This window comes from Brucella sp. TWI559, assembly GCF_039674265.1.
Lineage (GTDB): Bacteria > Pseudomonadota > Alphaproteobacteria > Rhizobiales > Rhizobiaceae > Brucella > Brucella chromiisoli.
The window spans coordinates 1-22205 of record NZ_JBDJNE010000012.1 but is presented as its reverse complement, the minus strand read 5'-3'; the positions used below and the strand labels follow the sequence as shown (position 1 = coordinate 22205).

The window sequence follows — 22205 nt, the reverse complement described above, 5'->3', positions numbered from 1 at the left end:
TGTTGTTGTATTCAATTGTCTGGCCGTTCTTCAGATCAGTCTTTGCTGACTGGTGCGAGGAAGTTCGAATCGAATGTTGGTCCGAGCTTGTAGCCCTTCACGTCGCCGCGAAGACCTGCAACTTCGATCTGCTGGAACACCAACACAAACGGGCTTTCTTTAAGAGCTTCTTCCTGAAGCTTCTTGTACTCGTCCGCACGCTTGTCATTGTCGCGTTCAAGCAATGCGGCCTGTGTCTGCTTTGTCAGTTCCGGAATATCCCAGGCATTGCGCCATGCCAGAGTCTTGGTGGATGCATCGTCACTATTGTCAGGATTTGATGTGAATGCTTCAGCATTCGAATTCGGATCCCAGTAATCCATGCCCCACTGCCCGATATAGAGATCATGATTACGTGCACGATACTTGGTCAGTGTCTGCTTGCCATCACCCGGAATGATGTCGATCTTCACACCGGCTTTTGCGGCAGACTGCTGGAAAGATTCGGCAATACCGGTCACTGGCTGCGTGTTACGCACGTCAAACGTAACTGACAGACCGTCTTTCAGACCCGCTTTTGCAAGCAGTTCCTTGGCTTTTTCGACATCCAGCTTGTAGGGGCTTGCGTCAAGTGCGCCGAGAACACCCTTTGCCTGATAAGTCTGACGGATCTCACCAATACCCTTGATAAGGGTCGAGCCGATTGCATCGTAATCAACCAGATATTTGAAAGCTTCTCGCACTTCCGGCTTTGCCAGTTCGGGGTTCTTCTGGTTGAGGCTGATATAATAGACAGTGCCCTTTGGAGCGCTGGCAACGGCCAGATCCTTGTTCTTTTGAACGGCTTCGAGATCACCCGGTTCGAGGTTACGTGCGACATCGACGTCACCCGATTCAAGCATCAGGCGCTGCGTGGCGCTTTCCTTGACATGACGATAGAAGACGCGGGCGAGCTTGGCCTTTTCGCCATAATAATTCTCGTTGCGTTCGAGAACGACGACTTCATTGGCGCGCCAGTCACGGATTTTGAACGGGCCAGAACCGGCATAGCCGGTTTTGAGCCATGCAGCGCCATAGTCGGTGTCATATTTGTAATCATCGGTTGGCGTAACCTTGACCGAATGCTCTTCAAGCAGCTTCTGGTCGACAATTGCGCCGATGGTCGCGGTCAGGCAGTTCAGCACGAAGCTTGGTGCATAAGCCTTGTCCACTTTCAGAACGAATGTCGCGTCATCGACAGCCTTGGCATTTTCAATGACGTTTTCGCCATTGAGACCGAATTGTGTGAGAATGAAAGCCGGGCTTTTGTCGAGGCGCACAGCGCGCTCAAAAGTGTAAGCCACGTCTTTTGCAGTCAGCGGGTTTCCGGAAGCAAACTTGATGCCTGGCTTCATCTTGAATGTGTAGGTGAGGCCGTCATCCGAAATGGTCCAGCTTGCAGCAACACCGGGAACAACCTTAGAAGTGTCGTTAATGTCGAGACGCACCAGCATGTCATAGGCATTACCGATGAATTCCGCAGGCGACAGCTCGAAGGATTCAGCCGGGTCAAGCGTAATGGTGTCATCGATGGCCCATGCCTGAACGAGCGTATCGGCAGGCGTTGCCGACAATGCCGGATTTGCAGCCATGACCGCTGCAAGGGCAGCACCTGCTGCGAGAAGACGAAAACGTCCGAGATTCTTCATTTTAGTTCCCTTTCTATATTTCTGTTTTCGCTCAGGCGGCTTCGTGCCATGCCTGTTTTAAAACGCGTATCCAGTTGCCGCGGCAGAGCTTTGTCAGTTCTTCGTCATTGTAGCCCGCCGTTTGCAAGGCAATAACGAGGTTCTGTTGTCCTGCTGCATCACCGATTTCGGCTGGAATCGTTGCACCGTCGAAATCGGAGCCAAGTGCTACACAATCAATACCCATACGCTCGACCATGTAGTCGATGTGGCGCACCATATTGGAAAGCGGCATGTTGGCGTCTTCTTTGCCATCGTTGCCCAGCATGGTGGTTGCATAATTGAGGCCTGCAATACCTTTGCGCTCGCGGATAGCATCCATCTGGCGGTCTGTAATATTGCGCGCAACCGGCGTCAGAGCATGGGCGTTGGAATGGCTTGCAATCAAAGGCTGGTCACTCAGCTTCGCCACATCCCAGAAACCTTTTTCGGTGATATGAGCAAGGTCGATCAGAATGCCCTTGCGATTGCATTCTTTAACCAGACGCTCACCAGCTTCGGTCAGGCCGGGACCGGTGTCCGGGCTCATTGGGAATGCAAATGGTACGCCATGTGCGAAAATATTGTTGCGGCTCCAGACCGGGCCAAGTGAGCGCAAGCCGGCTGCATAGAACACATCAAGCGCCGCCAGGTCGGCATCAATGGCCTCACAGCCTTCCATATGAAGAACGGCGGCAAATGTGTCACCCGCGAGCGCTTCGTCCAGATCTTTCCCGTTGCGGCAGAGCTTCCAGCCACCCGCTTGTTCAAGGCGCAGTGCCAGCGAAGCAAACTCCAGCGCAATGTCAAGGGAAGGGGCACGTTGAAGCGGCGGCGATAGCGGCGTTACGTAGTGGCCATTTTCGTCGGGTTTGCCGAGTTCGATATGGTGGCCAGATGGGATATAAATCGCGCAGATACCGCCAGCCAAACCGCCTTTGCGTGAGCGGGGCAGGTCTATGTGACCAACCTTTGTGCCGTGGATAAATTCTTTGATCGGGTCACCACCGTTACGCTGGTTTTCCCAAAGACGCAGAAGGACATCATTATGTCCGTCAAAAACGCGCTGCATATTTCATTCCTAGCTGAATGACGTGCTGCTGCCCGCCATTCAATTGAAAACCTGTTCCATACAGGACGCCAGTACCGACCAAATTTCAAAGAGAAATATCGGTGATCGCCGCCCCGCACGAACTTCTGATATATAAGAAGTTGCTCCCGACAGGAGTCAAGCGCCCAACTGCTCAAGCCAATGTTTCTTGCTGTCGCAGTTGTGCAAAACCGACATGGGTTCATGCGTATACAGAATGAACCCATGTGTGAGGGTGTTTAAGTGAGCAAAACAGACTTCATTCGGTGCGACTGAAGGTGTTCACAGGCGAAAAACGAGCAGATATCAGCGGCTACAGAACCAGGCGCCAAAGTCGCCTCGTCCAAAGCCGTAAAGCTATAAAGGACGTATAGACAGGAAGCTGAAATACTGCGGTCATTCAGTGGGTTCCCAACTGACAATGGATTGATGATCTGCGAGTGTTTTCCCGCAGATCGTGTTTCGAATACGGGATAGGGCACTTTAGCCGCCGCGATGCTCATAACCGTCTTCACGCAGCGCTCTGCTGTTGAGATGTTTTTTAAGCGCCTCAATGTCTTCAGCTTTCCAGCTGTCTATTCCCGTTGCATTCAACCACGCATTTAAATAGTGATCGGGCGCGTAAACGTGTCCATAACCTATCGGCACTGTGTCCGCTAAGGGCATGTCGATGAGCAATTGCAACATGCTTACAACCGGATACCACCCCAGCATCGGGGAGACATCCGGGCCTCTTGGCGATTTCATCCAGTCGGCTTCCCGGTAGGCGAGGCTTTTATCAAAAAATACGATCGCATCGCTGGCATATTGTAAATACACGAAACGCGTATTGCCCCATTGCGCTGTATTGCCTTCAGGCGTGCCATTCTGGTTCATGAAGCGCACGAACCGTCCATTTTGAAAAACAGGCAACCATTCGGTGGAGCCAGCATCGCGATTTTTGGTCAGCGAGCGCCATTTTTCACTCGGGAATGGTGGGCCACTCCAGACTGCACCATTGATTGGATCCCCCAGAATATCAAAGAAAGTTATAGACCGCTGGGAATTGAAAGCACCAAGGCTCAGTCCATGAAGATAGAGCTCCGGACGCTGATCAACCGGAAGCTTTTTCCAGTGATCATAAACGGCACGGAAAAGTGCCTGCGACGACGCAAGTCCCTTTTCGGGCTGAAACATCAGTGAAAGCGGGCTGTTTAAATAAGAATATTGCAATGCAACGCTCGCGACATTGCCATCAAACAAAAACTCCAGTCCATCAATCGCAGATGGGTCCACCCATCCTGTGCCGGTCGGTGTAATAACAACAAGCACAGCCCGATCAAAAGCACCTGTCCGAATTAATTCACTCAGCAGCAATTCCGCTCGTTCTTCGGGCGTGTCGGCAATCTGCAAACCAGCGTAAAGCCTTATAGGTTCAAGAGCGGTTCGCTTGTTAAAATGACTGATTTCGGATGCGGTCGGCCCTGAAGCAACAAATTCTCGTCCGGCACGACCCAATTTTCGCCAATCAAGCTTTGATTGAGGGTTGCCAGCGCGCTCTGCGATGAGGGGCTGCGGCCGGTCCGGTTCGACCAGAGCGTCAAATCTTTGAAAAGAACTGTCCAGAACACGGAACGCATATTCCACCAAGACGCCATTTGCGATGGTAAAGATAAGCGCAAACGTCATTGCTGAGCCGATGATAATGGAAACCCTGCGCGGAAGATAACGATTGAGTGTGTTGATTATGATCCGGCCCAGAACGATCATCCCGCGCGCCAGAAGAAGCAAAACGCCAAAGCTTACAAGTGCAAGTGCGCTGACACTGAACGGATAACCGCTTTCTACAGGCTCCATATTCATAACGCTGCGGATGGAGTTTTGCCAGCTTGCCGTTTGATACAAGGCCATAAGCATGATGCTTAAGCAAATGACAGCTGTTATTGCTTTTGCATATTTTAATGCCTGCGCATTCAGGGTCGGTAGCTCTAAATATAACCACAACCATCGCAGCAACACGCCGATACCATAGCCCGAACCAAACGCCACGCCAGCCAGAATGCCCTGAAAGACATAATTACGGGGTATGAGGCTCGGTGTCAGGGAAGCAGCAAAAAATAACGCTCCGATGATAAGGCCTGTGCCGCAGAACGAGCTTCTTATACGAAATTGCTTCTTACGCATTTAGCTAGATTATCCACCTCTAAATCCCCTGATCAAAGACGGTTATTCATTTGATGGTACATTTGCAAATGAAAGCGATAAAAACACTGATTTTAGAGCATAATCCCCGCCGCGCTCCGGTGGGATTATGCTCGAATGCTATTGTCTGGGTTAGATCAAAGCAGCGTCGAATGTGCGAGATACGTCCTTAAAAAAGCACGGGTGCGATCATTCTGAGGGTTTGACAATATATCTTTCGGCGCTCCTTGCTCCACAACCACACCTCTGTCCATAAAGATGATCTTATCTGCAACTTCGCCGGCAAAGCGCATTTCATGGGTTACAATCAACATGGTCATATGTTCAGCGGCAAGCTGCTTCATGACAAGATTGACTTCCTCAACCAGTTCCGGGTCCAGCGCAGATGTGGCTTCATCAAAGAGCATGACCTTGGGCTGCATCGCTAAAGCGCGGGCAATAGCGACACGTTGCTTTTGGCCGCCCGAAAGGCGTGATGGATAAACATCCACTTTCTCTGAAAGTCCCACCTTGGAAAGCAGCTCCTTGGCGAGTTCACGCGCCGCAGACTTGGACATTCCCTTCAGCTTCATCGGCCCAAGCGTAATATTTTCTACGACAGTCAGATGCGGGAAGAGATTGAAATGCTGAAACACCATTCCCATCTGCTGGCGCACGGCATTGATATGCTTTTCAAAGGCCTGTCCTTTGAGAGGTTGATTAACCTGCATCCCATCAAGCCATACCTCTCCGCCATTAAGGGTTTCAAGATGATTGATAGAACGCAACAGTGTGCTCTTGCCTGATCCACTTGGGCCAATAATGGCAATGATCTGGCCGCGTGACACAGAAAGGTCGATCCCTTTGAGAACCTCAAGCGCGCCATAGGCTTTGCGGGCACCTTTAACTTCCACCATTGGGTTTAGAGTGCTCATCGCGTCACCTCCACTTTTCCTTCAATGCGCCTTAGACCTGCTTCCATCACAAGATTAGCCAGATAATAAAGTGCGGCAGCGGTCAGATAAAATTCAAACGGGCTATATGTTTCACTGATGGCGATCTGGGCGCTGTGAACAAGCTCTGCAATGCCGATGATTGAAACGAGGGATGTATCTTTCAATAATACGATCATGTTGTTGCCGATGGGCGCGATGGTGTTTCTGACACCTTGGGGAATGATAATGTAGCGCAAAGCCTGCGCACGGCTCAGTCCGATTGATCGCGCGCCTTCTGTCTGTCCCTGATCAACAGAGAGAATGCCAGCGCGAATGACGTCAGCATTGTAAACGGCGAAATGCAGGCTCAGACCAATGATGCCCGCAAACAGTGCAGGAATATCGACGCCGATCTGAACCAGACCATAATAGATGAGATAGAGTTGCAAAAGCAGCGGCGTTCCCATGAACAGCCACATGAAAAAGCGTATCGGATATGCAAGCACCAACGGCGCATAAAGGACGATGAGCGCGAAAAAGATACCGAAGGCAAAACTTAAAATACTGGACGAGACGGCGAGAACAAGCGTCCACCACAATCCAGTCAGCAGCAATTCGGCATAGGGAGGGACAATACTGAAGTCGAGAGCTGGCATTTGATCCTCCCTCAACGCGGCGCAAAACGTTTGTCGAGAAGATCGACAATCATGATAACGATATAGACAATGATCATGTAAAGAATTGCAGCAACGGCGAATATTTCGAAGGGCTTATAGGTCGAGCTGATGAAGCGCTGCGCTGTGTAGGTCAGTTCCACAACAGAAATTGTTGAAACCAATGCTGACCCTTTTACGAGTGCCACTGCATTGACGCCGAGCGGACGGATCATCAGGCGGGCGGCTTGCGGCAGAACAATTAAACGAAGTGTGCGTTCGCGATCAAAGCCAATAGAGCGAGCAGCTTCCGTCTGTCCTCTATCCACACTCGCAATTGCACCACGAATGGATTCAGCCATATAGGCGGCAATATTCAAACCGAGCCCGACAATACCTGCCGCATAGGGGTCCAGTTCAAGGCCAATTTGTGGTCCGCCGAAGTAAAGCACGAAAAGCTGCACCAGACAGGGCGTTCCCCGAAAAACACTGACATAGGCACCAGATAAAAAGCGCAGTGCTTTATTGTTGGACAAACGTGCCGCGACGAGAAACCCTGCAATCGCAAACCCTAATAAAAGAGCAAGCACAGAAACCTGGATTGTGACCCACGCAGCCTCCAGAAAAAACGGGAGGACACGCTGCATTAGCGCTAGATCCATAAAATCACTCCGAAAACTCGTATGAACCGGCCCGGATCAGCTGACGAAGAGCAACCGGGCCGGATTGGATGTCGATCAGCGAATGTCGCTGCCGATCCATTCCATCGAGATTTTTTCGTAGCTGCCATCAGCAAGCATCTCGTCGAGGGCTTTCTGCATGGCTGCCTTGAGTTCCGGGTTATTTTTGCGGATCGCAATACCGAGCGCTTCGCGCGCGCCTTCAATATTTGGCGTTTCGAGAATACGAACCTTCTGGCCCGTTTCCTTCACAGCAATCATCACTGGAATGCTGTCCATAACAAGCGCATCCAGACGACCTGCATCAAGGTCGATCAACATTTCAGGCAGACCCTTATAGGTGCGAACAGTCAGATCACCTTGTGCTTTGGCCCATTTTTCGTGGGAATCGCCCATTGTGACACCAACGGTTTTGCCGTTAAGTTCTTCGAGCTTCTGAATAGGGGAGCTGTCTTTGACAACGATCGTGCGGCCCGCATGATAGTATGGTCCAACAAAATCGACTGCCTTCTCACGTTCCGGCGTAATGGTCATGGAGGCAACAACGGCATCGTATTTTTTGGCCAGAAGACCGGCAATAATACCGTCAAAAGGCGTTGTCACGATTTTGGGCTTAACACCGATTTTTTCGGCAATGGCCGAGCCAATCGCCACATCGAAGCCCACCACTTCATTCTGCTCATTGGTAAAGCTGAACGGGGGGTATTGACCGCTCATTGCAATACGCATTTCGCCAGATTCTTTAAGCTTTTCCAGCTCATCAGCTTGTACTGGAGCTATTGAAAAAGTTGCAGAAATTGCCACAGCAGCAACGGCAATCAAACGCTTGAGCCTGGAATTCATTTTTTGGTTTCCTCTGGATTTTTCTTTTTCTTCTAGGGTTATGGTTTGCCATCAACCTTCATCAATGAGCTTCGCACAGGCTCTGAATTCAAGCATCCAGCAATATGTCTGCCGGCCCGACACATTGCCGGAATTAACCGGCATATTGTCGGAGGGCTGGCCGGGGGACATGTATGAATTGTTGTGATGGGCGCCGGGAAATCCGGCCAATAAAAAAGGCTGTATTTTTGCCCGGCAAACCGAACAAAAATACAGCCTTAAAATCAGCGTTCTCTTAAAGTGATTATTTCAGGGCTGCTGCAAAGCTGTCATTGAGAACATCAAGAAGATGATCGGCATTTGCGCGGCTGAAAACCATCGACGGGCGCATTTTCAGCACATTGTCATGTGGCCCTTCGGTCCCCATCAGAATACCGCGCTCTCTTGCACCATCATTGATCTGTCGTGCCAATGCGGTTGCGGGAGCTTTGGTTTTTCTATCCGTGACCAGTTCGATTCCCAGAAACAGACCACGCCCACGGACATCGCCGATAATGTCGTAACGCTTCTGCATCTCTTTAAAACCAGCAAGCAGATAATTGCCCACATCGAGGGCGTTTTCGCGCAATTTATCCCGTTCAATCACATCAAGAACAGCAAGCCCGGCGGCGCAGGATACCGGATTGCCTCCAAACGTGTTGAAATATTCCATTCCATTGTTGAAGCTGTCGGCCACTTCGCGCGTTGTCACAACCGCAGACATCGGGTGACCATTGCCGATGGGTTTGCCCATTGTCACGATATCAGGAACGACATCCTGCATTTCAAACGCCCACCAATGGCTGCCGACACGGCCAAAACCGACCTGCACTTCGTCGGCAATGCAGATGCCGCCCGCAGCGCGCACCATGGCATACGCTTCTTTGAGATAGCCCTCTGGCAGAAAAACCTGTCCGGCGACACTTGGGATGGATTCCGCCAGGAAATACGCCGGAGAGCGACCTTGACGGCGCATTGTATCAATGTGTTCGGCGATGTTCTGAGCAAAGCGTTTGGCATGTTCTTCAACAGGCCAATCTTCCGGTGCATGATAGCTATCGGGAATGATGCCTTCATATACATGATCAGGCCGTCCCTTACCGCCTTTGCGTTTATATTTATAAGGGCTTAGGTCGATCAGTTCCTGCGTCGTACCATGATAAGCCCAGTCAAGAACGATAGCTTCCTTGCGACCGGTATGTGTGCGGGCCATGCGCAATGCCAGACTGTTGGCCTCGCTGCCAGAACAGGCAAAAGAGGCCACCGTTAGTCCTTCCGGCAATGTTGCCGTCAGGCGTTCAGCGTAATTGACGATATTATCGTGCAAATAGCGGGTATTGGTATTCAGCAATGCCGCCTGCCGGGCAATTGCCGCCACAACGTCCGGATGAGCGTGGCCAATGTGGCAGACATTGTTGAAACAGTCGAGATAGGCACGCCCCTTGTTGTCAATGAGCCATGCGCCGTCACCGCGAACGAACTTGATCGGCTCCGAATAGGAAATCGTCAGGTTTGGCAGCAAAATTTCTTTGCGTTTTTTAATAATCTCAGCGCGGGTATGTCCGTCCTGGTGGAATGTTTCAGGCGGAATACCTGCAAGGGCTGAAGCGTCGGGAAACAAATCCGCCCAGACATCGAGATAGGCTGCTTCACCCACACCCAGAATTTCCGTTGCGGTGAGATGGATGTCGGTGGTTATTTCGAAATGCAGATGCGGCGTCCATCCACCATTTTCGTGAATATCGCCCATATGCCCGACAAGATCGCCAGCCTGAAGTAACTGGCCCGGCTGCAGGCGTTCAAGTGCTTCATGCGCCATATGTCCCCAAAGGGTCACGAAAGGAGGGCAGCCGTCAGGACGGTGTTCAAGCTTGATCAGGCCACCATATCCAAGGGGTTCGTGCTCGATTTCGACACTGATAACCGTTGCAGCCAAGGGTGTGTAAAGTGGCGTTCCGGCGGGCATGAATAAATCGACGCCGAGGTGATGAATACGGCGCTGCCCTTCGATGAAACGAGATTCAAAAGCCTTGTCAGTGTAGACCGTGCGTTTTTCACCCCATGCGCCAATGCCCAGTTCGATATTGTTGTCTGAGCAGAATTCATCCCACCATTGTGTCGCTTCGCGCGCGCGCTGCTCGGCCGATGCGACTGTCATAAAGTGGGTTGCATCACCGTAAGGGACAATCGCCTTCTTCATGGTTGCCGCCGCCGGACGCAGCATCTGAGCAAAAGACGTCTTGTTCTCTGCAATCCAATTTCGAACAGCGCCAGCTCCATCAATGGCGTCAAACCCACATGCTTTACGCAAAATGGCTGTTGCGAAGCGCGGATTCATTGCATCCATTTTTTCCAGCAGGCGCCATGCAGGCGCTTCACTGATTGCAAGATATGGATTGTCGTCGGTCTTATCGTGACGGGACGCGGAAAACGTCACGCTGGTTACAAGGCGCATAGCAATGAGATCGAACAGAAGGTCTATTTCTTCTGGCTGAAGCGGGTATTTTTCGTGGAACCCCGCTGTCAGCGCTGCTGCCGCACCGATCGGGTCTTCCATATCGAGTGCAGCATAGGCACAAGCGATGGCGACTTCTGCAATCAAAACAGTATGAACGGCATCGCCGAAATCAATCAGGCCAGCGATTTTTTCGTTGTCATTCTTGTCAACCAGAATGTTCCAGTCATTGGCATCATTATGAATGACCTGAGCGCGCAGGCTCGACAGTTTGGGTGCGACTGATTTTTCAAAGCGCGTGATAAAACGATCAAGGAGCGCTTGTTTTTGCGCATCTCGAACAAAATGCAGGCGCGTGCGCGCACGTGCTGCATGGCGTAAATCCCAATCCAGCTCGCGCAAGGCCCCCGGATGAATGAAGCCCTGCAATGCATGATCAAGTTCGCCAAGCGCGCGACCGAGATTGCGCATAAGATCAAATGTTCTCGGCACCTGAGCAAGCGGTGTACCGGGGAGCCAGCCAACCAGCCGCAGCGCATGTTTCTCACCATCCTCTGCAACAGCAGAGGCCAGAAAATCGCCCGAAAGACTCGGTTTCAGGAACGGCACCGTTAAATTTGAATTGGCATTGGCAAGGTGGTTTAAGAGTGCGGTCTGAAACTCACTTTCAAGCCTTGGTTCACTGGCATTAACGATTTTCAGAATCCAACCGGCATCTGTTACAGTTTTGAGCCGATAATTGCGATCACGTTCGCTATCGAGTGCTGTCGCGCTTGCCGTTACGCCGAAGAGTTCCCTGGCGAGCCTTTCAGCATCGGCAGCAGAGAACTGGGGAGCAGGATGGGAGAGATCGGTCATAGTCAGAGTTTTTCCAAGTTTGATTTCTTATCTGCAGCTTGGCATGCAATGTATTTTCGGGCATCAAGTATCCTGTCGGGATAACCGGCACTTTGTCGGAATGGACCGGCACATGTCCGGTCATGTGAATAGGTAAATAATGCGGGAACTTGACGCAAAAGATCGTGAAATACTGGCAATTTTGTCCAAGGAAGCCCGCATAGCGCTTAAAACTTTGGCCGGACGTATCGGGCTGTCACGAAGTGCAACAAGCGAACGCGTCACCAATCTTGAGAAAAGTGGTGTTATCCGCGGCTACCGCGCTGACATTGGCGAAATCGACCCGAATGTTATTCACGCAACGTTTTTGATCAATTTGCGACGGACCCCAGCACATGAGTTGCTGGACATCCTTGCGCGGCATCCGGAAGTGCGCCGGGTATCATCGGTCAGCGGTCAGCTTGATCTTATTGTTGAGCTGGAAACGGGGTCGATTGACGGGCTCAATCGCGTTCGCGATCTGATTGCGGTGCATGAGACTGTGGAAGATCTTACAACTGCGATTGTGCTCAGACGTGATATTGATCGTGAGATGAGATAGACAGTTTAGTCTTCAAAAGAACGCCCGCCCGCTGTCGCCAAGGTGATGATGGGGTCGCGAGACGTTACATTGGAGCGCGTTTTGCACTTTTTCTGAAACGCTTCAGAGCACAATCCGGTCGGCGTGAAATGCGTGTTTGACATTAATACGGCGCCATATTATATGGTGCCGTATGATAAATCTGGATCAAAAATATACCGCTCTGATTGATGAGGCCCGTCGGCGTGGGGAGGCGAATATTGATGATATGCGTCTTTGTTTCGAAGTGCTTGCATTGGCGACTGCGATTGATCGCGCTTGTGCTGCTCGGCTGGCGCCGTATCAATTGTCAGAAAGCAAGTTTGTATTGCTTTTTCTTTTGCGCAATCAGGATGACGGCCTTTCACCGCACGAGCTATCAGAACTGTCCGGGGTAACGCGTGCGACAATTACCGGGCTGCTGGATGGTCTTGAGCGCGATGGATTTCTTGTCCGCCACGGCCATATTGAGGATCGGCGCAAGGTGCTGGTGCGTTTGACCCCAAAGGGTGAGGCCATGGCGCTGGATCTGTTCAATGAACACAGTCGGTGGATAGCCTCGTTGTTTTCGGGGTTTAACAGTCAGCAGCGAGAGATGTTGAGCAGTTTGCTCGAAATGGCAAAGAGCAATCTGACAACGAGCAGCCAAAGCCCATTCGCTTCGCTTTCGGAGGAAAAATCGTGACGAAAGTGCCAAGTGGCAGGGAGGTGAGCGCGATTGCGCCCGACCGTCTGGATGCCCTCAACAGCGGGACAGCTGAAGCTGCGGTGCTGACCGAATGTTTGGCTGTCGATTTTGCTAAACTCATGCACCACGCAATACCTCAATTGGGTGCTGGAGCTGTGGCCACGCTTAAGCAAGCGTCTGGCGAAGGTATTTCACGCAGAATGACTTTAGCCGGGCGTTTAATTTACAATGGCCTGGGCCTTGGCATTGCAGAGACATTGCGCAGTCACCCCTCTGACACCGTGAGGGGATGGGCGTGCTTTGTCATCGCAGCAGATGAAAGCCTGACCCTTTCCAACCGTCTTGATCTGATGAAGCCTTTGGCAGACGACAGGCATTTTGGTGTTCGCGAATGGGCATGGATGGCAGTGCGAACCGATATTGCACAAGACATTGGAAACGCAATCAGCGAGCTTACCGTCTGGACAAGAGAGCCATCCGAGCGGCTACGCCGCTTTGCGAGTGAAGCGACAAGACCGCGAGGCGTGTGGTGCAAACATATTGATGCGCTCAAACAGGCACCGGAACTGGGCTTGCCAATCCTCGAACCGCTGCGCGCAGACCCTTCGGCCTATGTTCAGGATTCAGTTGGAAACTGGCTCAACGATGCAAGTAAAACACAGGCTCTTTGGGTAAGAAATCACTGTGATCGTTGGCTCCATGAAAGCAGCAATCCCATTACAGCACGCATTTGCAAGCGCGCTTTGCGCTCGCTCCCTCGTAACACCTGAAGATGGATATCAGAATGACATATTATCTGGCGGAACTCTACAGCCCTAAATCAACTTGGCTTTCACTGAACAAGGCCGAGCGCGGCCAATTCTTTGAAAAAGTGGGTGCGGGCATGGCGCCGTTACTGGCAATGGGGATCGAACCTATCGCCGCGGGGCAAACAGAAAGTAATGTCGAATATCCAGCCTCGCAACAATTTTTCGCGGTTTGGCGCGCGCCCGATCGGGAAGCCATGGGCGCTCTGCTATCCGCAATAACAGCGACTGGATGGCACGACTATTTCGAGACGGTGAATGCAACCGGTATCGGAGGAGATCTTGTTTCACATCTCAGTCAGCTTGCTGCTGTATAAATGGCACCGTTGAACTGACGGATTGTCCGATACTCGCTTCAAATTGCAGCGCAGTCTCAGATGCGCAAGCATTCTACGGCTCATTTTTGGCGCGTTGGTGAAACCAATATAAAGATTAAAGTTAAATAGACTTATCGCTATCGAGCCAGTGATCGGGACGGTCAGACTTTTGATCTCGTGCTGTTTAAGCACTGGAATCCCGGTGTAGCGCGGCATTTCTTCAAGCAGGCCATTGCTAGGCTGTTCGGATGGATTTCCGTATGTAACGGAAATGGGGGGAGGGCGGTTGAGCTTTGTCTGATTCATGGCATGCGGACTGATTTGGAGGTCGGCATGAGCACGAAGATGACGGGCGAAGATTGGGCCGTTGCGCTTGAAGTGTTTCAAGCGTCCTTGCCTCGCGGGGCGACAAAGGCTGCAACAACTGGCTTTTTCTGGAAGCTATCCATCATTGCGCTCAACATCTTGGTGACAAGTGGCACTTGGATGAACACGTAATATTGATCAAAGGTGAGCATTACATTTTGTGGTGAGCGGTTGATCAGGATGGTTTTGCCTGGGAGGTTCTGGTCTAGAAACGCCGCAATACCAAAGCCGCCAGGCGTTTCATGCGTATGCTCTTATCTGGTCAGGGCTATGCGCCGCGACTCGTGGTCACCGATAAGTTGGGATCAGTCGATCCGGGGACGCGAGCGGGATATGAAGCGTTTTTAAGTCAGCGCGGCATGTGCAAAGATTCACGTCGATACACGATCCGGTCGACAATTTTCATTACTTTCCTCGCAATCAATTTAACGCTGCTGGTCATTGTGAGTTGCGGCGTTCCGCTACCAACATGGGGCGAGAAATTGCACGCCTGAAGCGCGTATAGGAATTGTGTCAAAGACCGAGTTACATCTGCGCTTACGTTAACGTATCAGTGCCATATTAGCCGCTCTCGCCTTCAACAAGTTTCATTGGCCAGACGATCTGGGTTTGCTGGATTGGATATGCAGAGCTGTATGATGGCATGGTGGAGAGCAACAATTGTCCTACCGATATGCCCAATTCACGCAAAGATAACCGGAAGCTCGTCAATGGTGGTTGCAGGAAGCGTCCACGGGATTCTTCGCGAAACCCAATGACTGCGATATCGCTACCGGGAGAGACGCCCACCTCTTCGAGCCGTCTATATAAACCCAGAGCCATGAGTTCATAAATCAGAACAATTGCTGTGGGGCGTGGTGACATCTGGAGTAATTCGCTGCCCGCGTGATAGCCACCCTGTTCACTGGATTTTGCGCGAATAATCAGGGAAGGGTCAAACGAGATTCCGTTCTCAGCAAGGCCCAGTTTATAACCATCCAGGAAAAGATAGCCGAGATTGGTTTCATTGTCCGGAACTGCGATTGCTATGTATCGATGGCCGTTGGCTACCAGTCGGTTGACTGCGCAGCGCGCCACCCCTTCAAAGTCCAGATCAATCCATGCATGGGAACCGCCCGATTGTGAGCGTCCAAGCGCGATGAACGGTAATCGTGCCCGGATCAGAAAATCGATGCGCCGGTCGATGCGTTTAGTCGAAGAAATAATCATGGCGTCCACCATGCGGCGGGCGACCATACGTTTGATATATTCTTCGCTGTCTTCGCCTTCGGGGCAGGGGAGAAGAATGAGATCGAGATTGTGTTGCGACAGCACGCTCTGAAGCCCATCTGTCAGCCCCACGAAGAAATTATCAGCATTTTCGACGGTTTCGGGTGTGCTGCCGGTCATAAGCCCGACGACATTTGTCACGCCTTTCCTCAGGCTGCGCCCCGACTGATTGGCGACATAACCCATTCTTTCCGCTGCTTCGAGCACACGCTGGCGCGTTTCTTCGTTGACATCGGGTTTGCCATTAAGCGCTCTTGAAACAGTGCCGATGGAAATATTCAGATGCTCCGCAAGTTGGCGTATACCCTTCATGATACTCTCCCAAGGCACAATTTCTTGTTCTGGTTTTTCAGGTCTTGACATAAATAGCACTCATCGCATAGCGTCGTAAACGTTTACGGAATATGTGCGTTAAGGGGAATGCACGCTGTAATCGGGAGGAAATCGTGACATTGAATGCCGTTATATGCGGATGCGGAGCTATGGCCAAAGGATGGCTGCGCGCAATCGTATCGTCTCCGGAGCTGTCTTCAGCGATCCGCATTGCCGGGTTGGTTGATCTGCACCAAGAAACTGCAGAACGCTTGGCGCAGGAGTTTAATCTATCTAGCGCGGTGATCGGCACTAATCTTGCGGAAGTGCTCAGCACGACAAATGCCGATATCCTGTTTGATATTGTCGTTCCGGCGGCACGATTTTCTGTGGTTTCCATTGGTCTTGCCGCAGGGTGCCATGTTTTGAGTGAAAAGCCGATGGCGTCATCGCTTGACGAGGCGCATCAGCTGATTGATCTGGCAAAAAAAGCCGGAAAGATTCATGCTATCGTGCAAAATCGACGCTTTATCGCAGGAATACGCCGGTTGCGGCGCGCTGTGGAAGAAAGTCTGATCGGTGAAATCTCCGCGATACATTGTGATTTCTTCATTGCGCCACACTTTGGTGGATTTCGTGAGGAAATGCAGAATGTTTTGTTGCTTGATATGGCAATACACACATTCGATGCGGCAAGGTTCGTTGCTGGTGAGAAGCCGGAAGCCGTCTATTGTCTCGAAACCAATCCGACAGGTTCGTGGTATGCACATGGCGCGGTTGCCAATGCGGTTTTCGAGTTTTCCAACAATGTGGTTTTCACGTATCGCGGGTCGTGGTGCGCGGAAGGAGAACGGACGAGTTGGGAAAGTCACTGGCGTCTTGTCGGTTCAAAGGGGATGATTACCTGGGACGGCGAGGATCATCTGCGGGCCTCCGTCTCGGGGCATGAAGAGGGGCTTCTGCATGGTTTTGTGACCGTAAACGTTTCTGAGCCGAAGAGTGCGCGCGAAACACAGGGGCATGCGAGCGTTATCTCGTCGTTCCTGCATGCGGTTCAAAATGGAACGGTTCCAGAAACCGTATCCTTCGACAATATCAACAGTCTGGCGATGGTGGTTGGCGCGATTGAAAGCGCCCGCCTGCGGCAGCGCGTAACAATTGCAGCATGAGGTGCAGACAGTGAACAATCCGGCAAAATCCGTTCGCATCGGTACAATGGTCAGCGCTACCAAGGGCGACGCGGCAAAGCGCATCGGGCAGATTGCCGATCTGGGCTTTGAGAGTTTCGAGCCATTTTTCTGGCAAACTACAAATAGTCAGGATCTGGCAGAACTGGGCAAACGTTGTGTTGAGGCAATTGGAGATCGCGATATTACGATCTCAACGCTTGGCATGTTTGGTAATCCTCTGGAAACCACGGATGTAGATCTTGAGACGTTGCAGGGCTGGAAAGATTGCATCGATAATGCGCATCACTTCGGTGCGACTTGTGTTGCTGGTTTTACGGGGCGTGTGCGCGGCAAGCCGCTGACGGACAGTCTGCCGCGCTACAAGGAAATCTGGAGTGAGCTGGCCAAGCGGGCCGCTGACAAAGGTTTAAAAATCGCATTTGAAAATTGTGCGATGGATGGCAACTGGGCAACTGGTGACTGGAACATCGCCCATAATCCTGATGCTTGGGAATTGATGTTCAATGAAACCACGGATGATCACATTGGCATCGAATGGGAGCCGTGCCATCAGATGGTTTATCTGATTGACCCAATACCGCAGATCCGCAAATGGGCTAGCAAAATTTTCCACGTCCATGGCAAAGATGCGACCATTCGCTGGGATGTCATCAAAGAGCATGGGATTTTTGGGAAAGAAAAGTTTGTTTTCATGCGGACGCCGGGCTTTGGCGACACGAACTGGACGGATGTCATTTCGGAACTGCGTCTGGCTGGCTGGTCGGGATCTATCGATATCGAGGGTTGGCATGACCCGGTATATCGGGATGAACTTGAAATGACAGGACAGGTCCACGGATTGAATTATCTTAAAAAATGCCGTGGGGGAGAATTTATCGTCGATCCGGTATGACTGAGCGGATAGGTGGCCGAGGGAGCGGCACCTGTCAAACTATTGAACGCGATAACCAAAGAGGAGGAGACTATGGGTATCGTAAACTATTTAGCAGTTGGCGTTTTGGTGCTGACCGGGGTTTCGTTTCCATTGATTGAAGCCCAGGCTGAAGACATCACAATCAATGTCTGGGCAGTGGATAGAGAGATCCAGCCTGCCCCTAATATGATCAAAGACTTCAATAAGCTTAACACTGGTATCCGTGTAGAATACCGGCAAATCCAGTTTGATGATGTCGTTAGTGAGGCGATGCGCGCCTATTCCACGGGCAATGCACCCGATATTATTTCAATCGATAATCCCAACCATGCCATGTTTGCGTCGCGTAACGCTTTTCTAGACCTGACTGATAGGATCGCTGCATCAGACGTGGTGACGGTGGAGAATTATTTTCCAGGACCTCTCAAATCGACAATGTGGGATGGCAAATATTACGGTATCCCGAAAGCCACCAATACGATTGCGCTCTATTATAATAAGGATTTGTTTAAAGCCGCAGGACTTGACCCGGAAAGCCCACCGAAAACTTGGGAGGAGTTGGTAGATGTTGCACGTAAACTGACCGATCCATCAAAGAATGTTTACGGACTGGCGTTCTCTGCCAAAGCCAACGAAGAAGGAACATTCCAGTTTCTTCCATGGGTGCAGATGGCCGGTGGTTCTTATAAGAACATCAATGCCGATGGTGCGGTGAAGGCGCTGGAAACCTGGAAAACCATTCTTGACGAAAAGTTGGCCTCTCCGGATACGCTCACACGCAGCCAGTGGGACGCAACAGCGACCTTTAACGCCGGCAATGCCGGTATGGCTATCTCCGGTCCATGGGAAATTGACCGAATGGTCAACGACGCAAAATTTAGCTGGGGTGTGGCGCTCTTACCTGTGCCGAATGCAGATGCTCCACGTTCATCTGCGATGGGGGATTACAACTGGGCGATCTTCTCTACCAGCAAGCATCCAGATCAAGCATTCAAAGTCCTCGAATATTTCGTGTCCCAGGACAAAGACATGTTCAAGAACTTTGGGCAGTTGCCAGCAAGATCTGATATCGCGGCGCCTTCGACTGGTAACCAGATGAAAGACAAAGCACTTAAGGTCTTTGTCGAACAGCTGCAATATGCTCAGCCGCGTGGGCCGTCGCCGCAATGGCCTAAGATTTCAAAGGCGGTACAGGATGCAATTCAAGCCACATTAACGGGCCAAATGTCGGCAAAAGAAGCGCTCAATCAGGCTGCAGATAAGATCAAGCTTATTGAGGGCTGAGGATCCTGAAACGTACCATGTTTGCATGGTCAGCCTTTCGCAACAAAACCGAGCTTTATCCTCCCGGATGGGCTGTTTGTCACTGAGTGACAGGCAGCTCAATTGGAACCAAGGGATGTCAGATGAAGAAGATATTTTCCAGCATGAGCGATGGTCGCGGCTTCGATATCATGTTGCTAGCCGTGCCATTTGCGTTTCTATTCGTGTTGGCCGGCATACCGCTTGTTTACAACATTGTAATGAGCTTTCAGGAAGTTGACATGTTTAGCCTTGGCACTTTTGCCAGGCCTTTTGTTGGGTTTCAGAATTATATTGATTTGTTCAAACAGCCCGAAACGCTCCCCATACTGATCAATACACTCGTGTTTGTTGTTGCTTCCATCGTCGGGCAGTTTCTGATCGGATTTGGACTCGCATTATTTTTCTGGAATGATTTTCCTGGCTCAACATGGTTGCGTGGTGTGTTTCTCGTGTCCTGGGTAATGCCCGGACTTGTGGTGGGTGCGATATGGAACTGGATACTTTCCGGTGACTTCGGCGTACTCAACTTCATGCTCCGAGAGAGTGGTATTATCGATGGCAATATTTTCTGGCGTTCGGACCCTGATTTTTCGCTTTGGGCGGTTGTTATTGCCAACATATGGCTGGGAACATCTTTCAATATGATCCTGTTATCGGTTGGACTTGCCGCCATACCGGCAGATCTTTATGAAGCCGCGGAGCTTGATGGTGCGAATGCATGGCAGCGCTTTTACACAATTACGCTGCCGATGATGCGGTCGACAATTGGTGCAATGATCGCGCTCGGGCTGATTTTCACCCTTCAACAATTTGATCTTTTTGCTGCTATCACTGACGGTGGCCCTAACAATACATCAAACGTGGCTCAATATTGGGCTTGGGATCTATCGTTCCGGCAATATGACTTTGGTAAGGGCGCTACAATCTCGGCCATCATGCTCGGTTTTGTCATGCTCGCTTCAGTTGTCTATGTGCGCTCGACTCGTCATGAGGTGCGAGGATGAGCCGGAAAACCCGTAATCGCCTCATGCTCGTGATCGGACTGGTTCTGGCAACGGTGTATTTGTTTCCGCTTTATTGGATGTATATTACATCGCTTAAAAGCGGTTCGGAGATGTTTGCCACGCCGCCAACGTTGCTGCCGCATTCCGCACAATGGGAGACTTACGCGAATGTCTGGCAAGGCCGCAATTTGGGGCGCTATCTGTGGAACTCGATCGTTATTGCGCTCGGTGCAGTCAGCCTGATAACTGTTCTTGGTGTTGGATGTGCCTATGTGCTTGCGCGCTATCGCAATGTCTGGATTGATATCGGACTTTTTCTGATCCTGACACTTCAGGTGTTGCCGCCATCGCTCATGATAACGCCAATTTTTGTCGGGTTCTCGCAGGTTGGTCTTCTTGATTATCCGCGATTTGCTGTTGTTTTGGCCATCGCTGCCAAGAGCCTGCCATTCTTTGTCGTTCTGGTGCGCGCGACATTTATGGCCGTGCCGCAAGAGCTTGAGGAAGCAGCCCTTGTGGATGGCAACTCCAGAATCGGTGCTTTCTTCCACATAGTGTTGCCACTCGCACGCAACGGCATTCTCGTCAGCGCGATCCTGATCTTCATGCAGGCCTTTGGCGAGTTTGTTTATTCGAAATCGCTCATTCAAGCTGTCGAACTTCAGCCAGCCAGTGTCGGGCTTAATTCCTTCATGGGGCCCAATACGAGTGAATGGAACAACATCATGGCTTACGCGGCTATGTATGTGACTCCCATTCTTGCTCTTTTCATCCTCTTGCAGCGCCGTATTGTATCCGGCCTAACCTCGGGAGCGCTCAAATGACCCTCCAGATCGAATTATCTAACGTGAATAAGCATTATGGTAATTATCATGCGCTGAAGAATATCAACCTTTCTATTGAAAAGGGCATGTTCGTAGCGCTGGTCGGCCCTTCAGGTTGCGGAAAGTCGACTTTGCTGCGATCTCTCGCAGGACTTGAAAGCATTTCCGGTGGGGATATGCGTATTGGCGGCAGGTTGATGAATGGTGTGCCACCTCGCAAACGAGATGTCGCAATGGTCTTCCAGTCCTACGCGCTATATCCGCATATGACGGTCGAGGAGAACCTGACTTATTCACTTAAAGTACGTGGTGTGAACAAACGTGAGGCGCGAAAGGCAGCTGAAGAAGTCGCGGCTACGACAGGGCTTTCTCATCTCATGAAACGTTATCCGCGCGAATTGTCGGGTGGTCAGCGACAGCGTGTGGCTATGAGCCGGGCGATAATTCGTAATCCGCAAGCTTTTTTGTTTGATGAGCCGTTGTCCAATTTGGACGCTGCTTTGCGTGTGCATATGCGTAAGGAAATCCGTGCGCTTCATGATCGGCTTCACGCCACATCAGTCTATGTTACGCATGACCAGATTGAAGCCATGACAATGGCAGATCATGTTGTTGTGATGAAAGATGGCTTGATTGAACAGCAGGGCACACCAATCGATCTTTATGATAAGCCGGTCAATCGCTTTGTCGCCGGCTTCATTGGTTCTCCCGCAATGAATTTTATTCCTGCTATTGTTGGTGCGGACGGACTCACCTTGCTGCTGGAATTGGGTGCAGATACTGTGAAACCGTTACGCGCACCACAGGTTCTGCAATCAGGGCGACGTGTTGTTGTCGGGGTACGGCCAGAACATATCAGCCTGTCTTCATCGAGTGACACGTGTCTTAGTCTTGAAGTCGCAACAGTTGAGACGACAGGCTCATCGACATTTATTTCGCTTAAAACGGAACCTGAAATTTTATTCGTTCTTCAGGGGCGGAGCGATGTTAGAGCCGGAACTACAGTCGGCCTTTCGTTTGAAACATCGGCAATGCATCTGTTTTGCGATGAGAACGGAATTCGCATCTGAGTCAATAATTCAGGCGTTGTGCATTCTCCTGGATGCCCAAACGCGGCTTTAAGTTCTAGGTCGTGCACTCATAAATAGTCTAGCTATTTGAATGGATTAGTGATTCAAAGGTTTCGGATTTGGAGGTCTTTGATGTCACGTCGCCGCTATGAACTTACAGAACGCG

20 protein-coding genes are annotated in these 22205 nt (G+C 51.0%); 11 read left to right on the top strand and 9 right to left on the bottom strand.

Annotated features, from left to right (window positions below; all coding sequences use genetic code 11):
* Window positions 1-35 precede the first annotated feature (35 nt).
* From ABE530_RS14445 to ABE530_RS14410, 8 genes are all read right to left on the bottom strand, one after another.
* Window positions 36-1667, bottom strand: a complete 1632-nt coding sequence (locus ABE530_RS14445; RefSeq protein WP_499694960.1) for an ABC transporter substrate-binding protein — start codon at window positions 1665-1667, stop codon at window positions 36-38.
* Window positions 1668-1698: 31 nt separating this feature from the next.
* Window positions 1699-2757 carry a dipeptidase gene (locus ABE530_RS14440; protein WP_265985872.1) on the bottom strand — a complete coding sequence of 353 codons (1059 nt, stop codon included), beginning with the start codon at window positions 2755-2757 and terminating at the stop codon, window positions 1699-1701.
* Between the two features lie 501 nt (window positions 2758-3258).
* Complete coding sequence (locus tag ABE530_RS14435; RefSeq protein WP_499694959.1) at window positions 3259-4938, bottom strand: alpha/beta hydrolase; 1680 nt, start codon at window positions 4936-4938, stop codon at window positions 3259-3261.
* Window positions 4939-5093: 155 nt separating this feature from the next.
* Complete coding sequence (locus ABE530_RS14430; RefSeq protein ID WP_323054559.1) at window positions 5094-5870, bottom strand: amino acid ABC transporter ATP-binding protein; 777 nt, start codon at window positions 5868-5870, stop codon at window positions 5094-5096.
* The gene (locus tag ABE530_RS14425; protein ID WP_265985870.1) at window positions 5867-6526 is read right to left on the bottom strand and encodes an amino acid ABC transporter permease; all 660 of its coding nucleotides are present in this window, start codon (window positions 6524-6526) and stop codon (window positions 5867-5869) included. The genes ABE530_RS14430 and ABE530_RS14425 overlap by 4 nt, the downstream gene beginning before the upstream one ends.
* Before the next feature lie 11 nt (window positions 6527-6537).
* Window positions 6538-7185, bottom strand: a complete 648-nt coding sequence (locus ABE530_RS14420) for an amino acid ABC transporter permease (protein ID WP_265985869.1) — start codon at window positions 7183-7185, stop codon at window positions 6538-6540.
* Window positions 7186-7260: 75 nt separating this feature from the next.
* Window positions 7261-8046 carry an ABC transporter substrate-binding protein gene (locus ABE530_RS14415; protein ID WP_265985868.1) on the bottom strand — a complete coding sequence of 262 codons (786 nt, stop codon included), beginning with the start codon at window positions 8044-8046 and terminating at the stop codon, window positions 7261-7263.
* 283 nt (window positions 8047-8329) lie between these two features.
* Window positions 8330-11377, bottom strand: a complete 3048-nt coding sequence (locus ABE530_RS14410; RefSeq protein ID WP_499694958.1) for an aminotransferase class III-fold pyridoxal phosphate-dependent enzyme — start codon at window positions 11375-11377, stop codon at window positions 8330-8332.
* Window positions 11378-11516: 139 nt separating this feature from the next.
* Between ABE530_RS14410 and ABE530_RS14405 the strand changes: the two genes are divergently transcribed.
* From ABE530_RS14405 to ABE530_RS14385, 5 genes are all read left to right on the top strand, one after another.
* Window positions 11517-11957 (top strand): Lrp/AsnC family transcriptional regulator, encoded by a 441-nt coding sequence (locus ABE530_RS14405; RefSeq protein ID WP_265985866.1) that lies wholly within the window; start codon window positions 11517-11519, stop codon window positions 11955-11957.
* 172 nt (window positions 11958-12129) lie between these two features.
* Window positions 12130-12660 carry a MarR family winged helix-turn-helix transcriptional regulator gene (locus ABE530_RS14400; protein WP_265985865.1) on the top strand — a complete coding sequence of 177 codons (531 nt, stop codon included), beginning with the start codon at window positions 12130-12132 and terminating at the stop codon, window positions 12658-12660.
* Window positions 12657-13433 (top strand): DNA alkylation repair protein, encoded by a 777-nt coding sequence (locus tag ABE530_RS14395; protein WP_499694957.1) that lies wholly within the window; start codon window positions 12657-12659, stop codon window positions 13431-13433. Before ABE530_RS14400 ends, ABE530_RS14395 begins: the two co-directional genes overlap by 4 nt.
* Window positions 13434-13447: 14 nt before the next feature.
* Complete coding sequence (locus tag ABE530_RS14390) at window positions 13448-13786, top strand: DUF6616 family protein (RefSeq protein WP_499694956.1); 339 nt, start codon at window positions 13448-13450, stop codon at window positions 13784-13786.
* Between the two features lie 333 nt (window positions 13787-14119).
* Complete coding sequence (locus ABE530_RS14385; protein WP_499694955.1) at window positions 14120-14284, top strand: hypothetical protein; 165 nt, start codon at window positions 14120-14122, stop codon at window positions 14282-14284.
* Window positions 14285-14713: 429 nt separating this feature from the next.
* On the opposite strand, the gene ABE530_RS14380 is transcribed toward ABE530_RS14385, so the two are convergent.
* On the bottom strand, window positions 14714-15733 hold the full coding sequence (locus ABE530_RS14380; protein WP_499694954.1) for a LacI family DNA-binding transcriptional regulator: 1020 nt from the start codon (window positions 15731-15733) through the stop codon (window positions 14714-14716).
* Between the two features lie 134 nt (window positions 15734-15867).
* On the opposite strand from ABE530_RS14380, the gene ABE530_RS14375 reads away from it, so the two are divergent.
* From ABE530_RS14375 to ABE530_RS14350, 6 genes are all read left to right on the top strand, one after another.
* Window positions 15868-16902, top strand: a complete 1035-nt coding sequence (locus ABE530_RS14375; RefSeq protein WP_499694953.1) for a Gfo/Idh/MocA family protein — start codon at window positions 15868-15870, stop codon at window positions 16900-16902.
* A gap of 10 nt (window positions 16903-16912) precedes the next feature.
* Window positions 16913-17815: a sugar phosphate isomerase/epimerase family protein gene (locus ABE530_RS14370; protein ID WP_499694952.1), complete on the top strand. Its 903-nt coding sequence runs from the start codon at window positions 16913-16915 to the stop codon at window positions 17813-17815.
* Window positions 17816-17887: 72 nt separating this feature from the next.
* Window positions 17888-19120, top strand: a complete 1233-nt coding sequence (locus ABE530_RS14365) for an ABC transporter substrate-binding protein (RefSeq protein WP_499694951.1) — start codon at window positions 17888-17890, stop codon at window positions 19118-19120.
* A gap of 122 nt (window positions 19121-19242) precedes the next feature.
* Window positions 19243-20145 (top strand): carbohydrate ABC transporter permease, encoded by a 903-nt coding sequence (locus ABE530_RS14360; protein WP_499694950.1) that lies wholly within the window; start codon window positions 19243-19245, stop codon window positions 20143-20145.
* Window positions 20142-20969: a carbohydrate ABC transporter permease gene (locus ABE530_RS14355; protein ID WP_499694949.1), complete on the top strand. Its 828-nt coding sequence runs from the start codon at window positions 20142-20144 to the stop codon at window positions 20967-20969. The genes ABE530_RS14360 and ABE530_RS14355 overlap by 4 nt, the downstream gene beginning before the upstream one ends.
* Window positions 20966-22039 (top strand): ABC transporter ATP-binding protein, encoded by a 1074-nt coding sequence (locus tag ABE530_RS14350; protein WP_499694948.1) that lies wholly within the window; start codon window positions 20966-20968, stop codon window positions 22037-22039. The genes ABE530_RS14355 and ABE530_RS14350 overlap by 4 nt, the downstream gene beginning before the upstream one ends.
* Window positions 22040-22205 lie beyond the last annotated feature (166 nt).

Bases quoted from the DNA above. Each gene is read 5' to 3' on its own strand.
- ABE530_RS14390 (WP_499694956.1), top strand. From the start codon at position 13,448: ATGACATATTATCTGGCGGAACTCTACAGCCCTAAATCAACTTGGCTT.
- ABE530_RS14445 (WP_499694960.1), bottom strand. From the start codon at position 1,667: ATGAAGAATCTCGGACGTTTTCGTCTTCTCGCAGCAGGTGCTGCCCTT.
- ABE530_RS14440 (WP_265985872.1), bottom strand. From the start codon at position 2,757: ATGCAGCGCGTTTTTGACGGACATAATGATGTCCTTCTGCGTCTTTGG.
- ABE530_RS14400 (WP_265985865.1), top strand. From the start codon at position 12,130: ATGATAAATCTGGATCAAAAATATACCGCTCTGATTGATGAGGCCCGT.
- ABE530_RS14355 (WP_499694949.1), top strand. From the start codon at position 20,142: ATGAGCCGGAAAACCCGTAATCGCCTCATGCTCGTGATCGGACTGGTT.
- ABE530_RS14360 (WP_499694950.1), top strand. From the start codon at position 19,243: ATGAAGAAGATATTTTCCAGCATGAGCGATGGTCGCGGCTTCGATATC.
- ABE530_RS14365 (WP_499694951.1), top strand. From the start codon at position 17,888: ATGGGTATCGTAAACTATTTAGCAGTTGGCGTTTTGGTGCTGACCGGG.
- ABE530_RS14415 (WP_265985868.1), bottom strand. From the start codon at position 8,046: ATGAATTCCAGGCTCAAGCGTTTGATTGCCGTTGCTGCTGTGGCAATT.
- ABE530_RS14435 (WP_499694959.1), bottom strand. From the start codon at position 4,938: ATGCGTAAGAAGCAATTTCGTATAAGAAGCTCGTTCTGCGGCACAGGC.
- ABE530_RS14410 (WP_499694958.1), bottom strand. From the start codon at position 11,377: ATGACCGATCTCTCCCATCCTGCTCCCCAGTTCTCTGCTGCCGATGCT.
- ABE530_RS14350 (WP_499694948.1), top strand. From the start codon at position 20,966: ATGACCCTCCAGATCGAATTATCTAACGTGAATAAGCATTATGGTAAT.
- ABE530_RS14385 (WP_499694955.1), top strand. From the start codon at position 14,120: ATGAGCACGAAGATGACGGGCGAAGATTGGGCCGTTGCGCTTGAAGTG.
- ABE530_RS14405 (WP_265985866.1), top strand. From the start codon at position 11,517: ATGCGGGAACTTGACGCAAAAGATCGTGAAATACTGGCAATTTTGTCC.
- ABE530_RS14380 (WP_499694954.1), bottom strand. From the start codon at position 15,733: ATGAAGGGTATACGCCAACTTGCGGAGCATCTGAATATTTCCATCGGC.
- ABE530_RS14425 (WP_265985870.1), bottom strand. From the start codon at position 6,526: ATGCCAGCTCTCGACTTCAGTATTGTCCCTCCCTATGCCGAATTGCTG.
- ABE530_RS14430 (WP_323054559.1), bottom strand. From the start codon at position 5,870: ATGAGCACTCTAAACCCAATGGTGGAAGTTAAAGGTGCCCGCAAAGCC.
- ABE530_RS14420 (WP_265985869.1), bottom strand. From the start codon at position 7,185: ATGGATCTAGCGCTAATGCAGCGTGTCCTCCCGTTTTTTCTGGAGGCT.